Below are 21547 nucleotides of genomic sequence, written 5' to 3' on the forward strand. Positions count from 1 at the left end.
GCTTTTTTGTTTGTCAAACAAAACGCGTCATTGCGAGGTACGATAGTGAAGCATTAGTTCGCCATGAATTCTCTGTGATAAAGTTTGCGTTAGGGATTGCAGCGGGTACCGGCCCGTGGCTAATGCCTGTGCGCGTATGAGCGGAAAGCCCGGGCCGCAGGCAACGCCATTGATGTTAAAAATCAACAAATATCACTGAATCTATAATGAACCTTTTAAATTTATATACATAATTTTCTTATGTATATAAAAAAGTTTATATTTGAATTATGAGCACAAACCCATTGCTGAAAGGAAGCTTGCAAACCATTATTTTAAAACTGCTGGAAGATAACGACCAGATGTATGGTTATGAGATAACGCAAAAGGTAAAAGAAGTATCTGAGGGTGAAATATTGCTTACTGAAGGGGCATTGTATCCGGCACTGCATAAGCTGGAAGCGGATGGTTTTTTAGAAACCTATACACAAGTGGTTGATAACCGGGTACGTAAATACTATCGCCTTACCGAGCAGGGGGGCAAAGAGGTTACCAGTAAGTTAAACGAGGCACAGGCTTTTATAGAGCAACTGCAAACATTGTTGAATTTAAAAACGACTACCAAATGAAACCAGATGCGCAACAACTAAAAGTATTGCAGGATTATTTGCACGAGACCTTAACCTATAGGGAGGCTTACGAGGAGATCTATGATCATATATTGACCGCTCTTGAACATCAGGCTGATACTATATCATATCAGGATGCTATAAATAATATCATCGCTAATGATTTTGGTAGCCCCAAAAACTTGCTGAAGGTGGAGAAGGGGATTAAGGATGGTTTAGTGGATGACGCTGTAAGGAAATATATGAGCTACTTTACAGCGTACTTTAAATTCCCGGCGTTGCTTTATACATTGCCATGTACATTGCTAACTTATTATTTTTTAACGCAGGCAAAGTTTAGTCCGCTGGTTATTAATAGCCTGTTTGCAGCCATTATTGTAACACCGGGTATCATATATTTAATGAGGTTATATAACACCGGGTATATGTTAGATACTACCAGGAAATCGGCAAAGGATAAACTGTTTGAAACGCTGGCCGGTATACCTGTCCGCGTTTTTGTAATACTGATGGTATTAGGGGTGATGCATGTTTATAAAATATGGGATACGGCCGAATATTATAGTGTTACCGTTTTGCTTTTATTGGGTGTACTCTATAATGTTTCGCTTTACAAGTGTTATAAAGACGAATTTAAAATTGTAAAAAGCTGAACGATCTTATCAGCAGAAGAGAGTTGCAATGCCTTTAAAAAGGGAACAGTTCAATAACCTATTTAAGCACCAGCACCCGTTTGCCATAATCAATTACGGCGTTGTACTTCATTAACACATCGCTGCCTAAAACGCCCAAAACCTGGGGGTGTCCCATTTCCGCGTAGGCTATGTTAATGGTTGATAAATCAAGCACGGCAACTTCAATCTCTGGGATGAGCAAATTGCCTATCCAGATATTTGTTATCATGGCAGTTGATGATATCATGGTGTTGGTGCCCAGGCCGGTTGATAGCCGCTCGCTGGCCTTTATCAAAGCCTCTTCGTTAGCTTCTAACAACAACCGGTGATCAAACGCTGTACGGGATGCGCCGGTATCCAGCACAAGTTTAAAAGTTTTCTTAAACAACACAACATCCAGCAGGGGGTGAAACCCATCGCCATGCAAATCAATAATATTTAAGGGAACGGTTACTTTACTTTTAGTCATTTGGCTAAGCCGTCTTTGTTTATTCGTTTCGATGTCATTGGTTAATAATAACCATCGGCAATATAGCAATCAATCACTAAATCATTAACTCAAAATTAAAAAGGGTAACCTATAGCGATGTTTAATATACTGTACCTAAAGCTTGGGCTTACAGATCTGCTGCCGCTTGCATCGGGCCATGGCCTTAACAACGGGAAGCCAAGATCCACGCGCAGCACCAGTACGGTGGCATCAAACCTTAAACCAAAGCCAGCATCTGCCGCCAGCTGCTTATAAAAATTAGAGCCAAAGGTGCCTCCCTGCTGATGCGTTTTAGCATTCCAAACGTTACCGGCATCAGCAAATATAGCCCCGTAAACTATACTGAATAATTTTGCACGGTATTCAAGATTTGCCTCCAATTTGATATCGCCGGACTGGTCGGCAACAAAGCCATTATTTAATGAACTTGCATCAATACTGCCGGGGCCTATAGATCTTGCCCTGAAGCCCCTTAAACTGTTTGGCCCGCCAATAAAGAACTGCTGACTATAAGGCAATATGGTAGAGTTTCCGTAAGGTAAGCCAACCCCGGCAAGCAACCGGGCCGCTATTTTAGTGCCGGCATTTATTTTATGGAAGAACCTAAATTCGCCCTCTGCCTTTACATATTGGTTAAATGTAGTGCCAAATAATTTTTTAGGCTTGCCGCCTAAGGTATCTGCACCGGTAAATATACCGTACAGATTGTTAGATAAGCTTACTTTTCCGCGGTAATAAATGCTGTTGGTACGGTAATCTTCGGTAGTATTATCATAGGTATACGCATAGCTTGGCCCCCATGTAAATTGCGGGTCAATAACGTGTTTAAGTGCCGGGTTGCGGTTATTAGGGTTACGTATGCTATCTAAATAAATCGAATCGACATTCCTTGGCTTGGTGTAGGTTATCTCTAATACATTTAACTCATGAAGTTTATGGATATCTGTTTTGAACTGGTACCCAAATGATCCGGAGAAAGAGTTAAGCGCATACAGTTTTTGCCTATTGGTGGATGTATAACCCAACGTTAACACAGTGCGTGGTATATAGGCATTAGATGACCTGACATTGAACGGACTAATTAACCGCGGCCACGAGAGTGATGTTTGTGCACCGTACTGATAAACATTGTAGCCATTGTTTTGGCCGCCAGCCTGTACATCGGTGCTGGCGAATAAAGTAAATGTTAAAAGTTCGCCGCCTTTAAAAGCGTTGCGGTTTTTCCAGCTTAAATTAACCTGTGAACCGGTGTAATTGGCAGATGTGCTACGGCCCAATAATTCCAGCTGTAATGATTTGCGTTTGTAAGGGGTAAGGAAGTAGTAAACATCAAGCTTGGGCGAATCGGGTGTTACATCTTCAAAACGGTTTTTAACATATCTGTATGGCCCTAAATTAATAAACCTGTTTAAGGAGTTGTTGTGAACTGTACGGCTGTAAACATCATTAGGGTGCAGCAATACCGTGTTTGCAAAAAGATAGGGGCGGGCGGTTTTTCGTGGGTCGATGATATTGTACCAGCGATAGGCCTTAGCCGAATCCAGTTTAAGCGATGTATCCCTTAACGAGTAATTAGGATAAACATAAATGTTCCTTATCGAATATATTTCGCGGGCTCTTTCAGGAGTAGTTGGTTTAATTTTTACATTCAAATCTACCTGGTGGTTTACAATGGTGCTGTCATACTGTATAATCAGCTGCTCCGGCGCGAAGTAAAAGAAACCCTTTTCTTTCAGCCTCGCATCAATCCGTAAACGCTCAGATTTAATAATGTCAAGGTTATATTTATCGCCCTTCTTTAATAAGGTTTCCGCCATTGTGCCCCTAACAGCAGTATCCAAACTATTATCAGTAGCAACCGGGAAAGTTACATTGCGGATGATGTATGGCGGCCCGGGCAAAGCGGTAAACACAGCCTTAGCGGTTTTCTTTTTGCCAACAGTATCGCCGCTAACTGTAGCCTGAAAATAGCTTTCGTTTTGCAGGCGGTTTTGCATAATGGTGCTGTTCTTGCCTACATCAACCTGACTTATCAATATCGGCGGTTCGCCATATTTACTGAAAAACTTTTGAATGAAGCCTTTGCGGTTCTTTGTTTTATAATACAGCCACAGTTTTATTCTTAAGCCCAATAATGATGCGTTTGGTTTTGGGCGCACCAATGCTTTCATTTCTTCGCTTATAGCTTTTGAATCACTTTTTTTTATGTTTTTATCTTCAACCTTAACCTCCGCGCCAGTGTATAGCTTCTGCCCCTCGGGCAGGTACTTGGTGGTACTGCAGGCACTTAATAATACCATAACGAATAATAGATATCTTAAATGTTTTATCATGATGTAGTGGTGGTCTGGGTCTTGGTCCTCATTTCTTTATCTTTCTGCTGCCGCGCCTTTTCCTGCTCGTCTTTTAACTTTTGCTCTTCTTTATATTTCCTGCGCATTTCTCTTTCTTCCCTGTTGCGCTTGCGGAATATCTCCCTGAAACGGTTATAATCTACAGTAAGCATAAAGCCTAAGCCGGTTTCAATAACCTGTCCCTGTATAACTATAAACTCATCTTTACGATAAGCGCGCAGGCTGTAGCGGCCATCTTTACTTAGCTTATAATTCACAGATAAGTTACCCGCTATGTTTGATGTTTTTTGCCCCTGTTGTGCACCCTCCAGGTTAAAGTTATTACCTACCGATACCGTTAGCCGGTCGTTAAGGAAACGTTTAGAGAGGCCTACATTCAGGTCCGTTCGGTTAGTGGCCGTGCCTGATGAATAATCCTCGCCGGATGTTAAGCCAAAGTTGAGGTCAACGCCCGAGATAAGGTTGCCTGCAAGGCTGTTCAACTGATCAGATAATAAACTGCTCACACTATTACGTACCATTCCTTCAACACTTGCGCCGCCGCCCTGGCTTTGCAATGGGTTATCGCCAATAAAGTGGCCAAGCACTAATACGCCTAATACTTGCTTGTTCAGCTCATTAGGGTCCTGCCTTACCTGCGCCAGGCGGGTGTTCACTGTATTGGTAACTTCTGACGATACATTGTAATTACTATCGGGCAGTACAATATCAAAGCTGATGGTTGGCTTTAACAGTTCATCCTTTAAATTAAGGTTTACGTTGAAAGGTAGTTTTTGCTTGTACTGCGTTGCGTTGGCTTCCCCAAGCTGGTTTGATACCAGGTCAATAGGAGGGACATTGGCAACGTATATTGCGGTAAGGTCAATATTTGCACTGGTTGGGTCGCCCGTCCAGGTGATGGTGCTGCCCTGCTTAAAGTTAAATTTACGCGTAACCGTTGCGTATGAGAGGTTGTATGATCCCTGGTTTACGGTATAGGTGCCGGTTAAGCTGGTTTTACCGCTTGGGTCAATACCACCGCTTAAATGTGCTTCGCCTTTTAATTGTACCACATCGCCGTTGCGCTCATCAACCACAATGGTGAAGTTGGCATTTTTGTCAATGTTAACAGTAGCGGTAACATCCATGCCGGTTATTTCTGATTTCTTTAACGAATCCAGCTGCCGTGCCAGTAATATCGAATCCATTTTTGGGGCGCTCTGGTCCACAAATTCCACTACACCTTCCCGGTCTTCAACGCCGGGATCAGTGGTTGGCAGTACAATAGCGAGGTCTGTTTTTTCATTAACGGTTAGCGTAGCATCAACCACCGGTTTAGCTATATCGCCGCGTATTTTAATATTGCTGTTCAGGTAAAGCTTACCGTAAAACAATTGGTTATCTGCCTTGGTAGAGTTAATTACCCTAAAATTAGTTGTACGGATATCCATCCCGAATTTAAAATCGGTATAGGTTTTGGTGTAGATAGAACCGGTGATGACCGCCTTATTGTTGGTAGAATCAACCAAAGTAAAATCATTAAACCTGATGCCCTCATCATTAAACGTAATGCTTTCTTTAGGCATAGTAAAATACGAGTTAAGCATTTTTACGTTAAAGGCTACCTTATTAAAGTTTACGTTGCCCCTTATTGCCGGTGCCGTTGTGGTCCCGGTTATTTTTAAGGCCCCGGTAATGTTACCGCTTGAATTTCTGATACTGCCAAAGCTGAAACCTTCAATGCTTTGCATGTTCAGGTTTACAATGTTCAGGTTAAGGTCAAACCGGCTGTCGGGCACGGTATAGTAAACACCGTTCAAATCAACCTGGTTACCTTTACCGGTAATGTTCATTTGAGCGGCGTATGTATTAGCTGTTTGGTTATTTACTTTTAAGGCGATGTTCCCCAGTGTATCACCCTTAAAATTAAAGTCGCTTACGTTTATGGCGGCTGTAAAAACCGGTGATTTTTGAAAATTGCTTATCTCGGCATTGCCATTTATAATACCACCAACCAATAGAGAATCTTGCTTGGCCATTTTGGTTAATGCCTCAATCCGGAAATTTTTAAAATCAATCGTTATTGGCGAATTAAACTCGCCCGAGTTAGTATTAGCGCTTAATACCTGGTTGCTGTTGGTAATGCTAAAGTTGCGGGCCAATATCCCTTTGTTGCCAAACATCAGCGCGTTATCGGGGTTAACGGCCCATGCATTATAGTCAAGCATCAGGCCATCCTGTAAAAAACTAAACTGATACACATCTGGCAGGGCGCTAAATATACCTGCAACCCGGTAGCGTTCTTTCTTGGTGGCATCCCTAACCTGCAGGCTAATACCCAGCTTATTGTTTTGGGCGTTGCCCGATACACTGGTATATAACAGATCAAGCGACGAGCCTACCTTTATCTCATCAACGGTTAAATTATAATTAAGCGCGTTGTTGCCTGTGTTAATGGCCAGTTTCATGTTGTTAACGGTGTTGGTGCCGTAAATAACCCTGGGTACCGAGCCATTAACTATCAGTTCGCCGGTGGCGCTGTCAAAGCGGCCGTCAAATAATACCGGGTCAAGCTGTTTTAAGTCTGGTACAAACTGGGTAACCAGTGGTGTTTTAACAAGGCGGGCATCAAAGGTAAATTGCTGCGGCGAGTATTTAACTTTTGCAACCGGCGTTTTACTTCCCAGGCTGGTATTGTAATATTTGTCTATTACATCCTGCATGGCAGGGGCAATTTCAGTCAGTTTATATTTGCCGCCCATGTGCGCATAAAACATTGCCGTTTTAAGGCGTAACGTACTGCTATCGGCATTAGCGGTTGATATCAGGCTAACACTATCCAGGTTAATGCGGGTACCGCTATTATTTATTAACAGGTTTGTCGCCAATATATTTGCGTTCAGGTAGTCCGGATCGGCTGTAGGTACATCGGCCACTACTTTACCATGAAAATGCATTGGGTTTTTAGTAAAGTGCAGGTTTTGCAGATCAATGCTGTCCACCATTAACGTAGCATTCACTGATGGATACTTTTTGTTCATGTTGGCCTTAGCATCCAAACTAAAGTTAATGTTAGGGTCAATCATACGGGCGTTGGCTACATAGCTGCCATTGCGCGCGGTGCCCTTCATTACCAAATTTTTGTAATTGTAACCTTTAACATAAGCGCTGGCTACATTGCCGCTAAACTGCAGGCTGGCTGTTTTAGGGTCAAGCCCGGCACCTTTTATATTGGCCGACATGCTGATCATACCTACCATTTTAGGCTGTTTGGTTAACGCGCCCACATTCAGGTTGTTGGCTTTTATATTGGCCGAATAGGTTTCGCTGCCTTTGCGTTTACCGCTTTTCATGGCGGCTACCAAATCAACCGCGCCATAGCTGCTGCGCAGGTTCATTTTGGTGTTAAAGTTTTTCATGGTTCCTTTAAATGTACCTTTTAGGTCCATGTTCTCGGGGATGCTCACGGTAGGGGGGATAGTACCCTTGGGCGCTAATCTTACTATATCATTACGGTTGGTGCGGAAATCATTTATCGTCAAATCAAAATAAGCCTTCTCCACATCAGGCAAGCCACGCATGGTAGCAGATGCTTTTACATAGGTGTTGCCAAAGCCGCTTAGTTCAATGTTAGGGATGCGCAGGTTGTTAACTGTCCCGGTAACCCTGCCGTTTATTTTTAATACGTTATTCGGCGATGATTTAAAGGGCTCCATTGTGGCCATGGTGGGCATCAGCAATAAAATGTCTCTTAAACTTAGTTTGCTGCCATCTAAATTGGCGTTGATGCTTAGTTTGCCCGGATCTTTGGTTAATGACTCAATAGACGGGTAACCAACCTGCAATTCCTTCTGGATAACAGACTGCGGCGTTTCTACCAGCAAGCCTTTCAAATAAGCGCTCTTTGGCCCGTAAAAAAACGCCGTATGGAACTTATTGATCTTTAACCCGCTTTTTTCACTAAAGGTAAAAGAGTTGATCTTTCCCGATAGGCTATCAGGGTTGTAAGCTATATTCTCCGCATCGGCATTCAAATTTTGAATGTTCATGTGGGCAAAATCTAACCCGTGCGGTAACGCCTTTTGCGCGTCGTTATCAAACTTAATGTTATCGTTATTAAGGGTTACCTTGCTTAAAGTAGCGGTCCAGCCTTTGGCAGTTTGCTTAACTGATACCAGTGTATCCAGTTTCTTAACCGCTTGTATAGCAGCTTTTGCAACAGTTTGGGGCTTGGTAAACGTTAGCCCGGCTTTAGTATTATCCAGTTGGATAGACTTGATCCCTATATGCTGGTTTTTCAGGTCTATCTTATCCATGTTCACCAGAAATTTACCCAGGTTAACATTGGCGGTCATTTCCTTGCTGCGGTAATCAACCTTAACCTTATCTACATTGATCTCGCCTAAGCTCAAATCCATATTTAAAGGGGTTATGGCGGTATCAACAGTGGCACTTTGTGCAATAGATGAACCGGCAGGCGTTTGTATAATACGGGCGTTAACGCCGCTCAGGTTTATTTTAGGGATGGTGAACTTCATCTTGTCCATATCAAAATCTGTGATACGGGTATCAAAATGGCCCAGCAAAAACCTTACATCGTTGCCGGTGGTCACATCTTTATAAGCAACGTTGATCCTGTCTAAAATTACTTTATCGATAGAGAACTTCATGGTAGAGGTGGTGTCCTCCGGCTTCACTTCTTTTTGTTGCTCATCTGTAAAAGCCTTAATAATATAATCGAAGTTAAACAGGCTGTCGGGCCCGCGGCTTATTTTTGCGGTAATGCCTTCCAGGTTTATCTCATTAATTTCAACTTTATTCTTAAGCAGCTTTAACAGGGTGATATCTACCTTTAATTTATCACCAGCAATAAGGGTGTCGCGTTTCTGGTCTTCAAAATAAACATCTTCAAGCACTAGCAATTTGGGCAAACCCAGGCTAATATGGCCTATCTCTACCTTAGTATGTATTTTATTTTGTAAAAAGGTTACCGCCTTATCTTTTGCAAAGTTTTGCACGGCAGGCACCTGTATTAAAATAACTACAAGCAATATCAAAAAAATGACACTTGCAATTATCCAAAGAATAGTTTTTAATGCAATTCGTCCAAATCGTTCCAAATTCGTAAAAGTTAGTGCTACTGCCTGTTATCTGCAAAAAATATGCTAATATGACTTTCAATTTTTCAACAACACATTTCAGCAATTTGTTTTTTGGTAGATTTGTAATCTTCACGATATAGTAGACAGAGATTAATTATGCCTGAATTTTCGCATTTACACGTACATACCCAATTTTCGTTACTTGACGGTGCCGCCGATATAACAAAGTTATATAAAAAAGCAGCAGCAGACGGTATGAAAGCCCTGGCCATTACAGATCACGGGAACATGTTTGGTGCGTTTAAATTTGTTGCCGAAGCAGGTAAGCATGGTGTTAAGCCTATTGTAGGCTGCGAGTTTTATGTGGTTGATGACAGGCATAAAAAACAATTCACAAAAGAGAAAAAAGATAAGCGTTACCACCAGTTAATGCTGGCCAAAAATGCCGAGGGTTACCAAAACCTTATAAAGCTTTGTTCTTTGGGTTATATGGAAGGCCTTTACAGTAAATGGCCCCGTATTGATAAAGAGCTGATATTAAAGTATCATAAAGGTATTATTGCTACAACCTGTTGCCTGGGTGCATCAGTACCGCAGGCTATTTTAAGGGATGGCGAAGCAGCTGCCGAAATTGAATTTAAATGGTGGCTTGACCTTTTTGGCGAGGATTTTTATATTGAGATGCAGCGCCATGATATTCCTGAGCAGAATACAGTGAACCTGGTGCTGATGAAGTTTGCCAAAAAGTATAACGTTAAGGTTATCTGCTCAAATGATTCGCATTATGTAGATCAGCAGGACTCTAACGCGCATGATATTTTGCTTTGCGTTAACACCGGCGACTTACAAAGTACCCCGATAGCTACCGACGAAGAAGGTGGTAAGGGTTACAGGTTCGGCTTTACTAACGACCAGTTTTACTTTAAAACCCAAGCCGAAATGGGTAAGCTGTTTAGCGATATCCCGGAGGCATTAGATAATACCAGCGAAATAGTTGACAAGGTTGATGTACTGAAACTGAAACGGGATATATTGCTGCCCAACTACGTTATCCCGCCCGAGTTTAAGATACATAGTGACATGACGCCCGATGCCGACACGCTTAACCAGTGGGAGTATCTGAAACACCTTACCTTTATGGGTGCCAAGGAGCGTTATAAAGATATTAGTCCGGAGGCCGAGGAGCGCATCAACTTTGAGCTTTTCACCATACGTACCATGGGCTTTGCAGGATACTTCCTCATTGTGGCCGACTTTATAAAAGCAGGCCGTAATATGGGCGTATTCATTGGTCCCGGCCGTGGTTCGGCAGCGGGATCGGTAGTGGCATATTGTACAGGGATCACCAATATTGACCCGTTAAAGTATAACCTCCTGTTTGAGCGTTTCCTTAACCCCGACCGTAAATCAATGCCAGATATTGATACGGATTTTGATGATGCAGGCCGCCAAAAGGTTATTGATTATGTAGTTGACAAATATGGCAAGAACCAGGTAGCGCAAATTATTACCTACGGTTCAATGGCTGCCCGTACCAGTATCCAGGATGTGGGCCGCGTATTGGATATGCCTTTGTCTGATGTGAACGCCCTGAAAAAACTGGTGCCCGATACATTGGGTATCAACTTAAAAACCGCTATTGAGCAAGTGCCCGAACTACAGCAGATCTACAAATCTGCCGACTTGAAGGGTATTGTGCTTCGCGAGGCCGAAAAGCTGGAAGGATCTGTACGTAATACAGGTGTACATGCCGCGGGTATCATCATTGCCCCATATGATTTAACGGATATTGTACCGGTTGCTACCGCCAAGGATTCTGACCTGTTGGTTACCCAGTATGATGGCCGTGTAATTGAAGATGCAGGCGTAATTAAGATGGATTTTCTGGGCCTTAAAACCCTTACCATTATTAAGGACGCATTAAGGCTGATCAAGCAAAACCACAGCGTAGTAATTGATATAGATTATATACCGCTGGATGATAAGGAAACATACGAGCTTTACCAGCGCGGCGATACCAACGGTACTTTCCAGTTTGAAAGTGACGGTATGCAAATGTACCTGCGCGATTTAAAGCCGGATAAGTTTGAGGATTTAATTGCCATGAACGCCCTGTACCGACCAGGCCCAATAGAGTATATCCCTAACTTTATTAAACGTAAGCACGGTTTAGAGCCCATTGTTTTTGACCTGGCCGATATGGAAGAATACCTGGGCGAAACCTATGGTATCACCGTGTATCAGGAGCAGGTGATGCTTTTGTCGCAAAAGCTGGCAGGCTTTAGTAAAGGTGATGCTGACGTTTTGCGTAAGGCAATGGGTAAAAAGCAAATTGAGGTACTTAATAAAATGGAAGCCCAGTTTATGGACGGGGCTATAGCTAAAGGCCACCCTAAGGATAAGCTAACCAAAATTTGGAACGACTGGAAAGCCTTTGCACAGTACGCGTTCAATAAATCGCACTCTACCTGTTATGCTTTTGTAGCCTATCAAACAGCTTATTTAAAAGCGCATTACCCGGCAGAATACATGGCGGCGGTTTTAAATAACCAAAACAACATGGAGAAGATCACCTTCTTTATGGAAGAATGCCGCAGAATGGGTGTACAGGTGTTAGGCCCTGATATTAATGAGAGTGACATGGCATTTGCGCCAAATAAAAAAGGGGTGATCCGTTTTGGGTTAACCGGTGTAAAAGGTGTGGGCGATAAAGCGGTTGAAAGCATTATTGAAGAGCGCCTGGAAGGCGGCCCTTATAAAAGTGTTTATGATTTTGCACAACGGTCAAACACGCGGTCGGTAAACCGTAAATCATATGAGAACCTGGTTTATGGCGGGGCTTTTGATGAGTTTGGTATAAATAGGGCACAGTTTTTTGCCAAGACGGAGAATGGCCTTTTAACAGGTATTGAACGCCTGATCAAATATGGTAACGACTATCAAAATACACAGAACAGCTCACAGGCATCACTATTTGGTAGTTCTGTAGCATCTTATATCCCTGAACCGGCTATGCCCGAAGCGGAAGAATGGCCGCTGATAGAAAAGTTGAAATACGAAAAGGAAGTTATTGGAATATACCTAACCGGCCACCCGCTTGATAATTACAAACTGGAGCTGGAGAAATATTGTAATACCACTATCAGCGAATTAAAAGATGTGCAAAAAGCCCGCTCAGGCGAGGGCGGCGAAGAAGTTATGGCTAACCTGGCAAACCTGCGCAAGCGCGGTGAGATCTGTATTGGCGGCCTTGTTGCAAACGTGCAGCACCGGTTTACAAAAATGGGCAAACCATTTGGCTCTTTCGTGTTAGAGGATTACAACGAATCATACGAGTTTGCATTTTTTGGGGAGGATTATGTAAAATTCCGCAACATGATGGTCGAAGGATATTTTCTGCACATAAAAGGTTTGATAGAGGAAAAATACAGGCAGAAGGACAACTGGGACATGCGGGTAACTATCATGAGCCTGCTATCTGAAATGCGGGATAAGTTGACCAAATCGTTAACTGTTTGTGTGGATGTAAAGGCATTAAACAACCAGCTATTAGATAATCTGCACCAGATCATCAGTACCAATAATGAGAAGTACCCTGCAAAAAGCTGTACACTCAAATTCAAGGTAAAGGATGGGGAAGAATCTATATATGTTGACCTGGCATCTAAATCATACCGGGTAAGCCCAAGTGATGACCTGATGGCCGAGATCTATAGTTTGACGAATGCGCAGGCGGTGTTGATGTAGGCAATCCTTGATAGAGTAATATTTATAAGTTAAATTTGTTTAACAAGTTAAGGATATGACAACTGCAACAATAAGAGAAAAGCTCCACAACTATATTAATATTGCCGACGATAAGAAAGTTGAAGCGATTTACACTATTGTTGAAAGCGAAATTGCAGAAAGACTTGATTTATGGGAAGACGAAGAGTTTCTAAAAGAAATAAAAAGCCGTGTTGATGATTTTGAAAACGGAGCAGTAAAAGGTTCAACCTGGGAAGAGGTAAAGTTAAAAGCTAAAAAACCTTCCAAATCTTGACAGATTATATCATCATATTTCACCCTAAGGCTGAAATAGAATTTCTTGAAGCATTTGAATGGTATGAGGAGCGCTTAGAAGGATTAGGATTTCGGTTTGAGACTTGCGTTGAAAGGAGACTCAAAGCAATTACCGCAGCACCACTTATATATCCACTTAAAAACTACAATTGTAGAGAATCTAAGGTAGAAGACTTCCCCTTTTTAGTTGTTTACAAACTTTATCCCCGGAAAAGAACATTGCTTATTATATCAATATTTCACACCAGCCGAAAGCCGGATAGGAAATATAAAAAGAAACTTTAGATTTCAATTAAGCTTCTACAACACCCTTATACGTATAACAAGTTGCATCAGCATTTTTAACAGTTCCGTTTGAGTCGGTTGTTGTCATAAAATGGCTGCCCCATTTTTCGAGCGCGTAAAAAATATCTACCAGCTCTTTACCCAGGTCGGTAAAGGAGTATTCAACGCGGGGAGGCACTTCCGGGTATACCTTGCGGGTAATAATATTATCTTCTTCCAGTTCGCGCAGTTGTTGCGATAGCATCTTTTCTGTCATGCCGGTTATTTTACGGTTAATCTCACTATACCGCATAGGGCCATTCAGTAATTGGTTCAATATTTTCAATTTCCACTTACCGCTTATCACGCTCAAGGCCGCTTCCATGCTGCAGGTATATTCGGGGTGTCTTTGTTTTGTCATCTTTAAAAAGCTGAAATTGGTTTAAATCAAATGCATCCATAACCTACTAATTGGTGCGCTACATACAAAATGGTGCATTCTTGACGCAGGTGCATTTTGTGTGTAGATTTGATCTATTAAAACAAAGATAATGAAAAAGTTAGCGAATAAAACAGCAGTTATTACAGGCGGCAATAGTGGTATAGGCCTGGCCACAGCAAAAGAATTTATAGCTCAGGGTGCAAAGGTTATCATCACCGGCCGCAACCAAAAATCAATTGACGAAGCAATTGCCCTATTGGGCAGCAATGCGTCGGGCGTTATTGCAGATAGCGGTAACATGGCACAGATAAAAACCCTGGCCGATCAGATTAAAGCAATCACCGGTAATATTGATATCATCTTTATTAATGCAGGCGTAGGTAAATTCAATTCTGTTGATCAAATGACAGAAGAAATGTACGACGAGATAATGGACGTGAACTTTAAAGGCGCCTACTTTACCCTACAACAATTGTTGCCATTGGTAAACGAAGGTGGTTCTATTGTATTCAATACCTCCATAAATGCCCACATTGGTATGGCGGGCGCAAGTGTTTACGCGGCAAGTAAAGCGGCATTGTTATCATTAACTAAAAACCTTGCAGCAGAATTATTGCCACGCAGGATAAGGGTGAATGCTGTTAGCCCGGGCCCGGTTGGTACCCCGCTGCATAGCGCCGATAAATTAGGCTTAACTGATGATCAGTTAGTGGAAATGGGTACTGCCCTTACCAAACAAATCCCGATAGGAAGGTTTGGTACTGCCGAAGAGCTTGCTAAAATAATAACCTTCTTTGCATCAGATGATTCTACCTATTTATTGGGTGCTGAACTGATAGCCGACGGCGGTATGTCGACTTTATAATTCCTAAAAAGAGCCTTTAATATTTAACATCTGTCATTATTATCCACATTGATAATATAATTGTCACATTGTCATGCGGGTACTTGTGGCAAGCAATTTGAATAGTATATATTTGTACACTAAAAATTTAAAAAATAAATATCATGGCTTTAGAAATAACTGATGCAAACTTTGAAGAACTTGTTCTTAAATCAGATAAACCTGTACTTGTTGATTTTTGGGCAGAATGGTGCGGTCCGTGTAGGATGGTTGGCCCGGTAGTAGAAGAGATTGCTAAAGAATACGATGGCCAAGCCATTGTAGGTAAAGTAAATGTTGACAACAACCCAGGTATATCTATGAAGTTTGGCATCCGTAATATCCCGGCCTTATTGTTCTTTAAGAACGGCGAGATAGTTGACAAACAAATAGGTGCAGTTCCAAAATCAGTATTAACTGAAAAATTAGCTAAGCAATTAGTATAAGAATCAACATAATATAACAAAAAGGGCCTCGGTTTACCGGGGCTCTTTTTGTTTAGCTGAATACTCAAAGCAGAAAAAAGCATTTAAACTGCTTCTACCTTTCAGCTTTATCTTTTTGCCTTAATTACATTCTGCTAACGCTGCCGCTGCCAGCCTTTGAGCTTGATACGTTTTTGGCTGCGCCTGTATAGTGTACATCGCCAGAGCCTACTACCGAAGCATCAATTTTATCAGCCGCGTTCACCCTTGCATCGCCAGAGCCTGCAACCTTAACTGAAGTGTTGGTAGTGGCTAAGCCCTGGCCGGTAAAATCACCTGAGCCCACTACGCTAACGTTTGAATTTTCTGCACGGCCGGTTACAGTGATGTCACCAGATCCTGATACACTGGTTTCCAGTGATTTAACTTCCACTTTGCCGGTAAGGTCGCCTGAGCCGGTAAGCTTTAATTTTAATGAAGGGGCCCTTAAGCCACCTTTAAAATAAACATCGCCCGAGCCTGCAAGGCTAACGGCGTTCACATTTTTTATTGATACATAAACAATCATCTTCTTTTTTCCGAAGTTCCAGTTCATGCCGTCGGTGTTGTTTTTGATGTAGATCTTTAAAACCCCACCTTCAACTTCGGTAATAATACGGTCAATTACATCAGATGGTGCATCAACCTTTACAGATTCTGTTGACCCCTGGGTAATATATACATCAAATGAACCGGCAACGCTAACCGCGTTAAAGCCCGATAGGTGGCGGTCTTCTGAATTAAAGGCTTTTACCAGGTTAGCTTTCGCAAACGTAAAGCTGCTAATGGCAACCAGTGCGGCAACCATAAAAAATTTATTTAGTGATCTCATGGGTTGTTAGTTTTCTGATTAGACGCACATTGTATCAGAAAAGTTGCATGGATTGAAAAATAAATTTGTTTCCTGTAAATTGTCATGCCGAACGGATTGAAGCATCTAATCGCCAGTATGTTACCGATAGATCCTTCACTCCGTTCAGGATGACAGTTGTTTATTAGAACAGACTTAATCTATCAACACCCCTATATAATAATTAAAGGTGTCAACCTCTATATTATCCTTTGTAGCACCTTCAATATTAACTGGGGCAAAACGGGTTTTTGGAGTGAGGTATTTATACTCGCCGCCTTTTATTTTTACTTTAACGGGCATATTAAAACCTTGCACATCTGCTATCCAGCGGCACATAAACTTGCCGCCTAAAGTCATAAACTCCAGGGTAGGGATGTTTTTACATTTTAAATACTGGTCAAAAACAGGGGTAAGGTTTTTACCGCTCTGCTGGTTAATATAGTTTACAATTTGCTCATAGGTAACGGTTTGGTGGTAAAATGTCTTATTTAAGCCACGCAAGATCTCCCGCCATTTTTCATCATCATTAATAATGGTACGTATCATATTAAGCAGGTTGCCACCCTTGGGATACATATCGCCCGAGCCCTCCTTATTTACACCGTACGTGCCCACAATAGGTTCGTCGTTCTGAATGCCCAGGCGTGTACCATGCACGTACTCTTGCCCGGCCTGTTTACCCCAAATGCTTTCAATAAATAACGATTCACTATAATTGGTAAAGCTTTCATGGATCCACATATCAGCCAGGTCTTTTGAGGTAATGTTATTACCAAACCACTCGTGCCCACTCTCGTGCACCACAATAAAATCCCATTTTAAACCATGGCCGGTGCCAGACAGGTCACGGGCCAGGTAGCCATTGCCGTAATGGTTGCCATAAGCAACCCCGCTTTGATGTTCCATGCCTAAGTGATGGGTTTCTATTAACTTGTAGCCGTCCTCATAAAAAGGGTAGGGGCCAAACCAGTGCTCAAAAGCTTTTAGCATTGGTTTTACATTTGCACCAAATTGCTTTTTGGCTTTGGCAACGTTATAGCTTAATGGCCAGTAATCTAAAGTCAGCTTACCTTTTTCGCCCATGTAGGTATCGGTTATATGGGCGTAATCGCCAATATTGGCTTCAATATTATAATTGTTGATGGGTTGCGAAACAAACCAGTCGAACCGGGTATAGCCATCCTTTAGCTGGGTAACTTTACGCAGCCTGCCGTTTGATACATCCTTTAAACCTTTTGGTACGCTAATGCTGATCAAAGCACTGTCGGCTTCATCTGCCTGCTGATCTTTTGTTGGCCACCATACGCTGGCACCCATTCCCTGGCATGCGGTTGATACCCATTTATGCCCTAATGAATCTACATTATATTCTATACCACCATCCCATGGCGCTCTTTTAGCAACAACCGGGTTACCCGAGTAATATACAGTGAACTGATCCTTACTGCCTTTGCTGATAGTTTGCGGGAACGTTACAAATACCGCGTTAAACTCACGGGTATAAGGGAGTTCTTTACCTTTATAAACAACCTTCTCCAGTTTTAAATTAGAGAACAGGTCAAACTGTAGTTTAGTAAAATCCGTTTCGGCAGTAAACTTAAAAAGTACATTGCCGCTAATGAATTTATTATCAATATCAAACTTCACATCCAAATGGTAATAATTGATATCATAGCAGGTACGCAATGGCGAGGTTATTGACCCGCGCAGGGTATCGGCACGGGTAAAGGTTTCCTTTTTGGCACCAAGCTGGGCTTTTGCGGTTGTAACAATGAGCACTAATAATATGCTGAATAATAAACCGGTTTGTTTCATGTATATTTTTCTAAATCTATTTATGCAATCTTTTAATAGCCACATTACATTTAACTGTAACGCGCTATAGACAGGAAATCGTTTTGTTTTAAATACGATTGCCAATATTACATTTTATCTCTAATATCTTGTTGCTGTACCCGGTAACATTTTCAATAAAAAAGGGGGATAGCAATATCCCCCTAATCCTTGCTAATTAAATCTTCAATCTTTATTGCTCCAACACGGTGATCTTTAAACTTGACGGCGCCGTTTTTTCATGAAAGATACGCATGGTTGCCGGTTTAAAATCAGCATCGATGGCCTGGTTTATGTTCATAAACTTGTTAGGGTTACGATCTGCCAGCGGGAACCACGTATTTTGCACCTGGATCATAATGCGGTGGCCTTTTTTAAAGGTATGGCCTACATCAGGCAAATCATATTTTACTTCGGTTATTTTACCCGGCTCAAATGGCTCAGGTTTCTCGTACGAGTTACGGAATTTTCCTCTGAAGATCTCGCCGCGTACCAGCATTTGGTAACCACCCATTACAAGCCCTTTAGGGTTTGGTGATGGGTTTGGAAAATCATCCGGGAAAACATCTATTAGTTTTACCACAAAGTCGGCATCAGTACCACTGGTTGAGGCAAACAGATCTGCCAATAAAGGGCCGGTTAGGGTGATGTCTTCTTTCAGGTCATCTGTTTGATAAGTTTTCACATCGGGGCGGCGGGAAGCGAAGCGCTGATCATCTATCATATACTCGCGGGTACGGCGGGCCTGGATGCCATCCTGATAAGGTACCGGTGCAGCAGGGTCGCTTACGTATTGGTCAAAACTATCGCTATAAGTAGGCGCGGTAAAACTTAGCTTGCCGTTTTGCTGGAAGTACAGCGTTTTTTCGGTAGTGTTTTTTGGTGGCCAGGTATTAAATTTATGCCACTCGTTGCTGCCGGTTACAAATATATAGGCCTCGGGTAAGTCCATAGTGCCTTTGCCCTTGAGATAATAGTTAAAGAAAGGCAGTTCTATGTTCTCTCTATAGAAGGTACTTGTTTTTGTTCCGAAGTTCTGATCGCCGAAAGTATCGCCTTCGCTGCGTTCCCAGCCGCCATGAAACCACGGACCTAACACCAACGTGTTTTTAACCGATTGCGGATTTTGTTTTTCTATGGCTTTGTAAACTTCCTGTGCGCCATAAGCATCTTCGGCATCAAAAAAGCCGCCTACAGTCATAACCGCCGGTTTAACTTTTGTTAAGTGCGGTAAAATGTTCATCCCCTGCCAAAAAGCATCGTAGTTGGGGTGGTTCATCATATCATCCCAAAACTTAACAGAATCGCCAAAAAAGTTCTTTTTTAAGTTGGATAATGCGCCCTGCTCCAGGTAAAATTTATAATTGTCTTTTACGTTAACACGGATGGTGTTTTTTACCTGGTCCGGCGTAACAGGTTTAGGCCTTGGTACGCCAAAGCCCCCTAAAAAAGCAAAGGCATCCATTTCAAATAATACCCCTTTATGGTGAAAATCATCACCTTTAAACCATTCGGTAACCGGGGCCTGCGGCGATACCGCCTTTAATGCCGGGTGCGCGTTTGGTAATGATGCCGTTGAGTAGAACCCCGGATATGAGATACCTAAAATACCTACTTTACCATTATTGTTGGGCAGGTTTTTTACCAGCCAGTCAATAGTATCATAAGTATCGGTACTTTCGTCAATTGCGGTTTTACTTTTAGTACCGGCTGGCAATTGCGGGCGCACGTTCACAAAGTCGCCCTCACTCATGTACCTGCCGCGTACATCCTGGTAAACAAAAATATAACCCTCTTTGGCAAACAGCATGTTTTGGCCCAGCATAGGTTTGTATTTATCTTCGCCATAGGGGCCAACGTTATATGGCGTACGCGTCATCACAATACCGTATTTCTGCGTTTGATCTTTAGGCAGATAAATAGCGGTGAACAGTTTTTTACCATCGCGCATGGTAATGTACTTTTCCATTTTGGTGTAGTTATCAGTAATGTACTTAGCGTTTTCGCCACCACCGGCGGCTGCGCGTTGGGCAAAAAGGTTACAGCAAATTACTGCCAGGTAAATAGTGAGTAGTGTTCTCTTCATGATTGTGTTTTGTTTTAAGTTATACGGATAAAATATGTATTAAATAAACGATGTGTTCTTTGCTGTTAAATGCTGCTAATGCACACAAAGAAGAAATCACAGAGTACACAAAGGGTACCCTTGCTGCACTTGCTTACACACTCATCTCTCTACAGGTGCCGGAAGATTTTACGAACGATAGAAATAGTATAATGGAGGGCTGTGTTTTAGACCCTGCTAAGAACACACCCCTTCAGCCCTCTCTTTTAAGAGTGGAACCACAATTAATCGCCCGAATATTTACTCACTGATCTATACTCACTATTTCAGTACTTCTACATCAATAAAGCTGTCATTATATACAGTGTGAGTTGCTTTAATGTAGTCGCTTTCATTTGCTTTATACGGGTTCTCTACAAATTTTTGCGGGTTACGTGCAAATAACGGGAACGCGGTGCTTTGTACCTGTATCATAATGCGGTGCCCTTTCTTAAAGGTGTGCAGCACATCCTGCAGGCGGAAGTTTACATCTGTTTTTTGATTAGCTACCATTGGCACCGCTTTTTCAAAACCATTACGGAAACGTGCCGGCATTATCTCAGAACGTACCATTTGCTGGTAATTGCTCAGGATGATGTTTTTGTTAGGCATGTATGGGTTGTTTTGCTCATCAGGAGGGTAAACATCAATCAGTTTAACAAACCAATCTGCATCGGTACCGGTGGTTGCAACTTTCAGGTTGGCCATTATCTCGCCGCCCAGTGTAACATCATCGGTTAAAACATCACTCTGGAAAACCAATACATCAGTTCTGCGGACTGCAAAACGCTGATCCTCGCTCATGTCATTGTGCGGGGTAAAGCCCATTGTGGTGGTATTATCTTCGGTATAAGGTACCGGTTTTAGCGGGTCGCTTACAAAGGTTGTGGTACCGGCAGTTGTTGGCTGCGTATTGGCCAGCTTACCATCATTACTTAAATATAATTTTTGGTGCGTTGCCGCAGGCGAAGGCCATTTATCAAATGTTTGCCATTCTTTTTTACCGGTATTAAACATGTAAGCTTCTGGCAAGCCAGAGTTTTTATCGCCATTACCCTTAAGGAAGTGGTTAAAGAATTTTTGCTCAATGTTCTTTTGGTAAAAGGTAGCAATGCTATCGCCAAAGTATATGTTGCTGTGCATGGTGTGCCCGGTCTCGCGCGACCAGCGGCCGTGGCCAAACGGACCCATTACAATGGTATTGTAAGCTTTTGGATCTTTCTTTTCAATAGTTTTATAAATAGCCAGCGGGCCTGTTAAATCTTCGGCATCAAACCAGCCGCCTACCAGCATTACGGCAGGCGTTATTTTATTGTAATGCTTTAACAAACCACGTTTTTGCCAAAACTCATCATAGTTGGGGTGGTTAACAGTTTCCTGCCAATAAAAATTGTCTTTGTAATATTTGTCATCATTTTTAAGTGGGCCTAAGTCC

15 protein-coding genes are annotated in these 21547 nt (G+C 42.2%); 7 read left to right on the top strand and 8 right to left on the bottom strand.

Translation table 11 applies throughout. The features are described 5' to 3' along the window. Positions 1–269 precede the first annotated feature (269 nt). Positions 270–608, top strand: coding sequence for a PadR family transcriptional regulator (locus tag WC743_RS25160; protein ID WP_373016312.1), 339 nt, complete (start codon positions 270–272; stop codon positions 606–608). Continuing rightward, positions 605–1261 carry a hypothetical protein gene (locus WC743_RS25165; RefSeq protein ID WP_373016313.1) on the top strand — a complete coding sequence of 219 codons (657 nt, stop codon included), beginning with the start codon at positions 605–607 and terminating at the stop codon, positions 1259–1261. Before WC743_RS25160 ends, WC743_RS25165 begins: the two co-directional genes overlap by 4 nt. A 58-nt stretch (positions 1262–1319) precedes the next feature. Here WC743_RS25165 and WC743_RS25170 read toward each other — a convergent pair whose 3' ends face one another. From WC743_RS25170 to WC743_RS25180, 3 genes are all read right to left on the bottom strand, one after another. Continuing rightward, complete coding sequence (locus WC743_RS25170) at positions 1320–1751, bottom strand: aspartyl protease family protein (RefSeq protein ID WP_373016314.1); 432 nt, start codon at positions 1749–1751, stop codon at positions 1320–1322. Between the two features lie 95 nt (positions 1752–1846). After that, positions 1847–4105 carry a BamA/TamA family outer membrane protein gene (locus WC743_RS25175; protein ID WP_373016315.1) on the bottom strand — a complete coding sequence of 753 codons (2259 nt, stop codon included), beginning with the start codon at positions 4103–4105 and terminating at the stop codon, positions 1847–1849. Then, positions 4102–9225 (bottom strand): translocation/assembly module TamB domain-containing protein, encoded by a 5124-nt coding sequence (locus WC743_RS25180; protein WP_373016316.1) that lies wholly within the window; start codon positions 9223–9225, stop codon positions 4102–4104. The genes WC743_RS25175 and WC743_RS25180 overlap by 4 nt, the downstream gene beginning before the upstream one ends. Positions 9226–9363: 138 nt before the next feature. On the opposite strand from WC743_RS25180, the gene dnaE reads away from it, so the two are divergent. From dnaE to WC743_RS25195, 3 genes are read left to right on the top strand one after another with little or no spacing between them, the layout of a single operon-like run. After that, positions 9364–12954 (top strand): DNA polymerase III subunit alpha, encoded by a 3591-nt coding sequence (gene dnaE / locus WC743_RS25185; protein WP_373016317.1) that lies wholly within the window; start codon positions 9364–9366, stop codon positions 12952–12954. 55 nt (positions 12955–13009) lie between these two features. Then, positions 13010–13249, top strand: a complete 240-nt coding sequence (locus tag WC743_RS25190) for an addiction module protein (protein WP_373016318.1) — start codon at positions 13010–13012, stop codon at positions 13247–13249. After that, the gene (locus WC743_RS25195; protein WP_373016319.1) at positions 13246–13554 is read left to right on the top strand and encodes a type II toxin-antitoxin system RelE/ParE family toxin; all 309 of its coding nucleotides are present in this window, start codon (positions 13246–13248) and stop codon (positions 13552–13554) included. Before WC743_RS25190 ends, WC743_RS25195 begins: the two co-directional genes overlap by 4 nt. 7 nt (positions 13555–13561) lie before the next feature. On the opposite strand, the gene WC743_RS25200 is transcribed toward WC743_RS25195, so the two are convergent. Further along, positions 13562–13954 carry a winged helix-turn-helix transcriptional regulator gene (locus WC743_RS25200; protein WP_373016320.1) on the bottom strand — a complete coding sequence of 131 codons (393 nt, stop codon included), beginning with the start codon at positions 13952–13954 and terminating at the stop codon, positions 13562–13564. A gap of 130 nt (positions 13955–14084) precedes the next feature. Here WC743_RS25200 and WC743_RS25205 point away from each other — a divergent pair, with 130 nt between their 5' ends. Beyond that, positions 14085–14840: an SDR family oxidoreductase gene (locus tag WC743_RS25205; protein WP_373016321.1), complete on the top strand. Its 756-nt coding sequence runs from the start codon at positions 14085–14087 to the stop codon at positions 14838–14840. A gap of 143 nt (positions 14841–14983) precedes the next feature. Next, entirely contained in the window at positions 14984–15304 is a 321-nt protein-coding gene (trxA, locus tag WC743_RS25210) for a thioredoxin (RefSeq protein ID WP_373016322.1), read from the top strand. Between the two features lie 124 nt (positions 15305–15428). Here the strand turns inward: trxA and WC743_RS25215 are convergent, their stop codons facing one another. The 4 genes from WC743_RS25215 to WC743_RS25230 form a co-directional block, all read right to left on the bottom strand. Next, entirely contained in the window at positions 15429–16154 is a 726-nt protein-coding gene (locus WC743_RS25215; RefSeq protein ID WP_373016323.1) for a head GIN domain-containing protein, read from the bottom strand. Between the two features lie 174 nt (positions 16155–16328). Beyond that, positions 16329–17990: a M1 family metallopeptidase gene (locus WC743_RS25220; RefSeq protein WP_373016324.1), complete on the bottom strand. Its 1662-nt coding sequence runs from the start codon at positions 17988–17990 to the stop codon at positions 16329–16331. Positions 17991–18201: 211 nt separating this feature from the next. After that, the gene (locus WC743_RS25225) at positions 18202–20094 is read right to left on the bottom strand and encodes a CocE/NonD family hydrolase (RefSeq protein ID WP_373016325.1); all 1893 of its coding nucleotides are present in this window, start codon (positions 20092–20094) and stop codon (positions 18202–18204) included. Positions 20095–20394: 300 nt separating this feature from the next. Continuing rightward, positions 20395–21547, bottom strand: a 1153-nt coding sequence (locus tag WC743_RS25230) for a CocE/NonD family hydrolase (protein ID WP_373016326.1), incomplete at its 5' end; no start/stop codon positions are given.

Origin of the sequence: Mucilaginibacter sp., from assembly GCF_041660805.1 — a bacterium.
In the GTDB taxonomy this organism is placed as follows: domain Bacteria; phylum Bacteroidota; class Bacteroidia; order Sphingobacteriales; family Sphingobacteriaceae; genus Mucilaginibacter.

Coding starts and splice junctions, on each gene's coding strand:
- WC743_RS25175 (WP_373016315.1), bottom strand. CDS start 4,105: ATGATAAAACATTTAAGATATCTATTATTCGTTATGGTATTATTAAGT.
- WC743_RS25160 (WP_373016312.1), top strand. CDS start 270: ATGAGCACAAACCCATTGCTGAAAGGAAGCTTGCAAACCATTATTTTA.
- WC743_RS25205 (WP_373016321.1), top strand. CDS start 14,085: ATGAAAAAGTTAGCGAATAAAACAGCAGTTATTACAGGCGGCAATAGT.
- WC743_RS25170 (WP_373016314.1), bottom strand. CDS start 1,751: ATGACTAAAAGTAAAGTAACCGTTCCCTTAAATATTATTGATTTGCAT.
- trxA (WP_373016322.1), top strand. CDS start 14,984: ATGGCTTTAGAAATAACTGATGCAAACTTTGAAGAACTTGTTCTTAAA.
- WC743_RS25220 (WP_373016324.1), bottom strand. CDS start 17,990: ATGAAACAAACCGGTTTATTATTCAGCATATTATTAGTGCTCATTGTT.
- WC743_RS25190 (WP_373016318.1), top strand. CDS start 13,010: ATGACAACTGCAACAATAAGAGAAAAGCTCCACAACTATATTAATATT.
- WC743_RS25165 (WP_373016313.1), top strand. CDS start 605: ATGAAACCAGATGCGCAACAACTAAAAGTATTGCAGGATTATTTGCAC.
- WC743_RS25225 (WP_373016325.1), bottom strand. CDS start 20,094: ATGAAGAGAACACTACTCACTATTTACCTGGCAGTAATTTGCTGTAAC.
- WC743_RS25215 (WP_373016323.1), bottom strand. CDS start 16,154: ATGAGATCACTAAATAAATTTTTTATGGTTGCCGCACTGGTTGCCATT.
- WC743_RS25200 (WP_373016320.1), bottom strand. CDS start 13,954: ATGACAAAACAAAGACACCCCGAATATACCTGCAGCATGGAAGCGGCC.
- dnaE (WP_373016317.1), top strand. CDS start 9,364: ATGCCTGAATTTTCGCATTTACACGTACATACCCAATTTTCGTTACTT.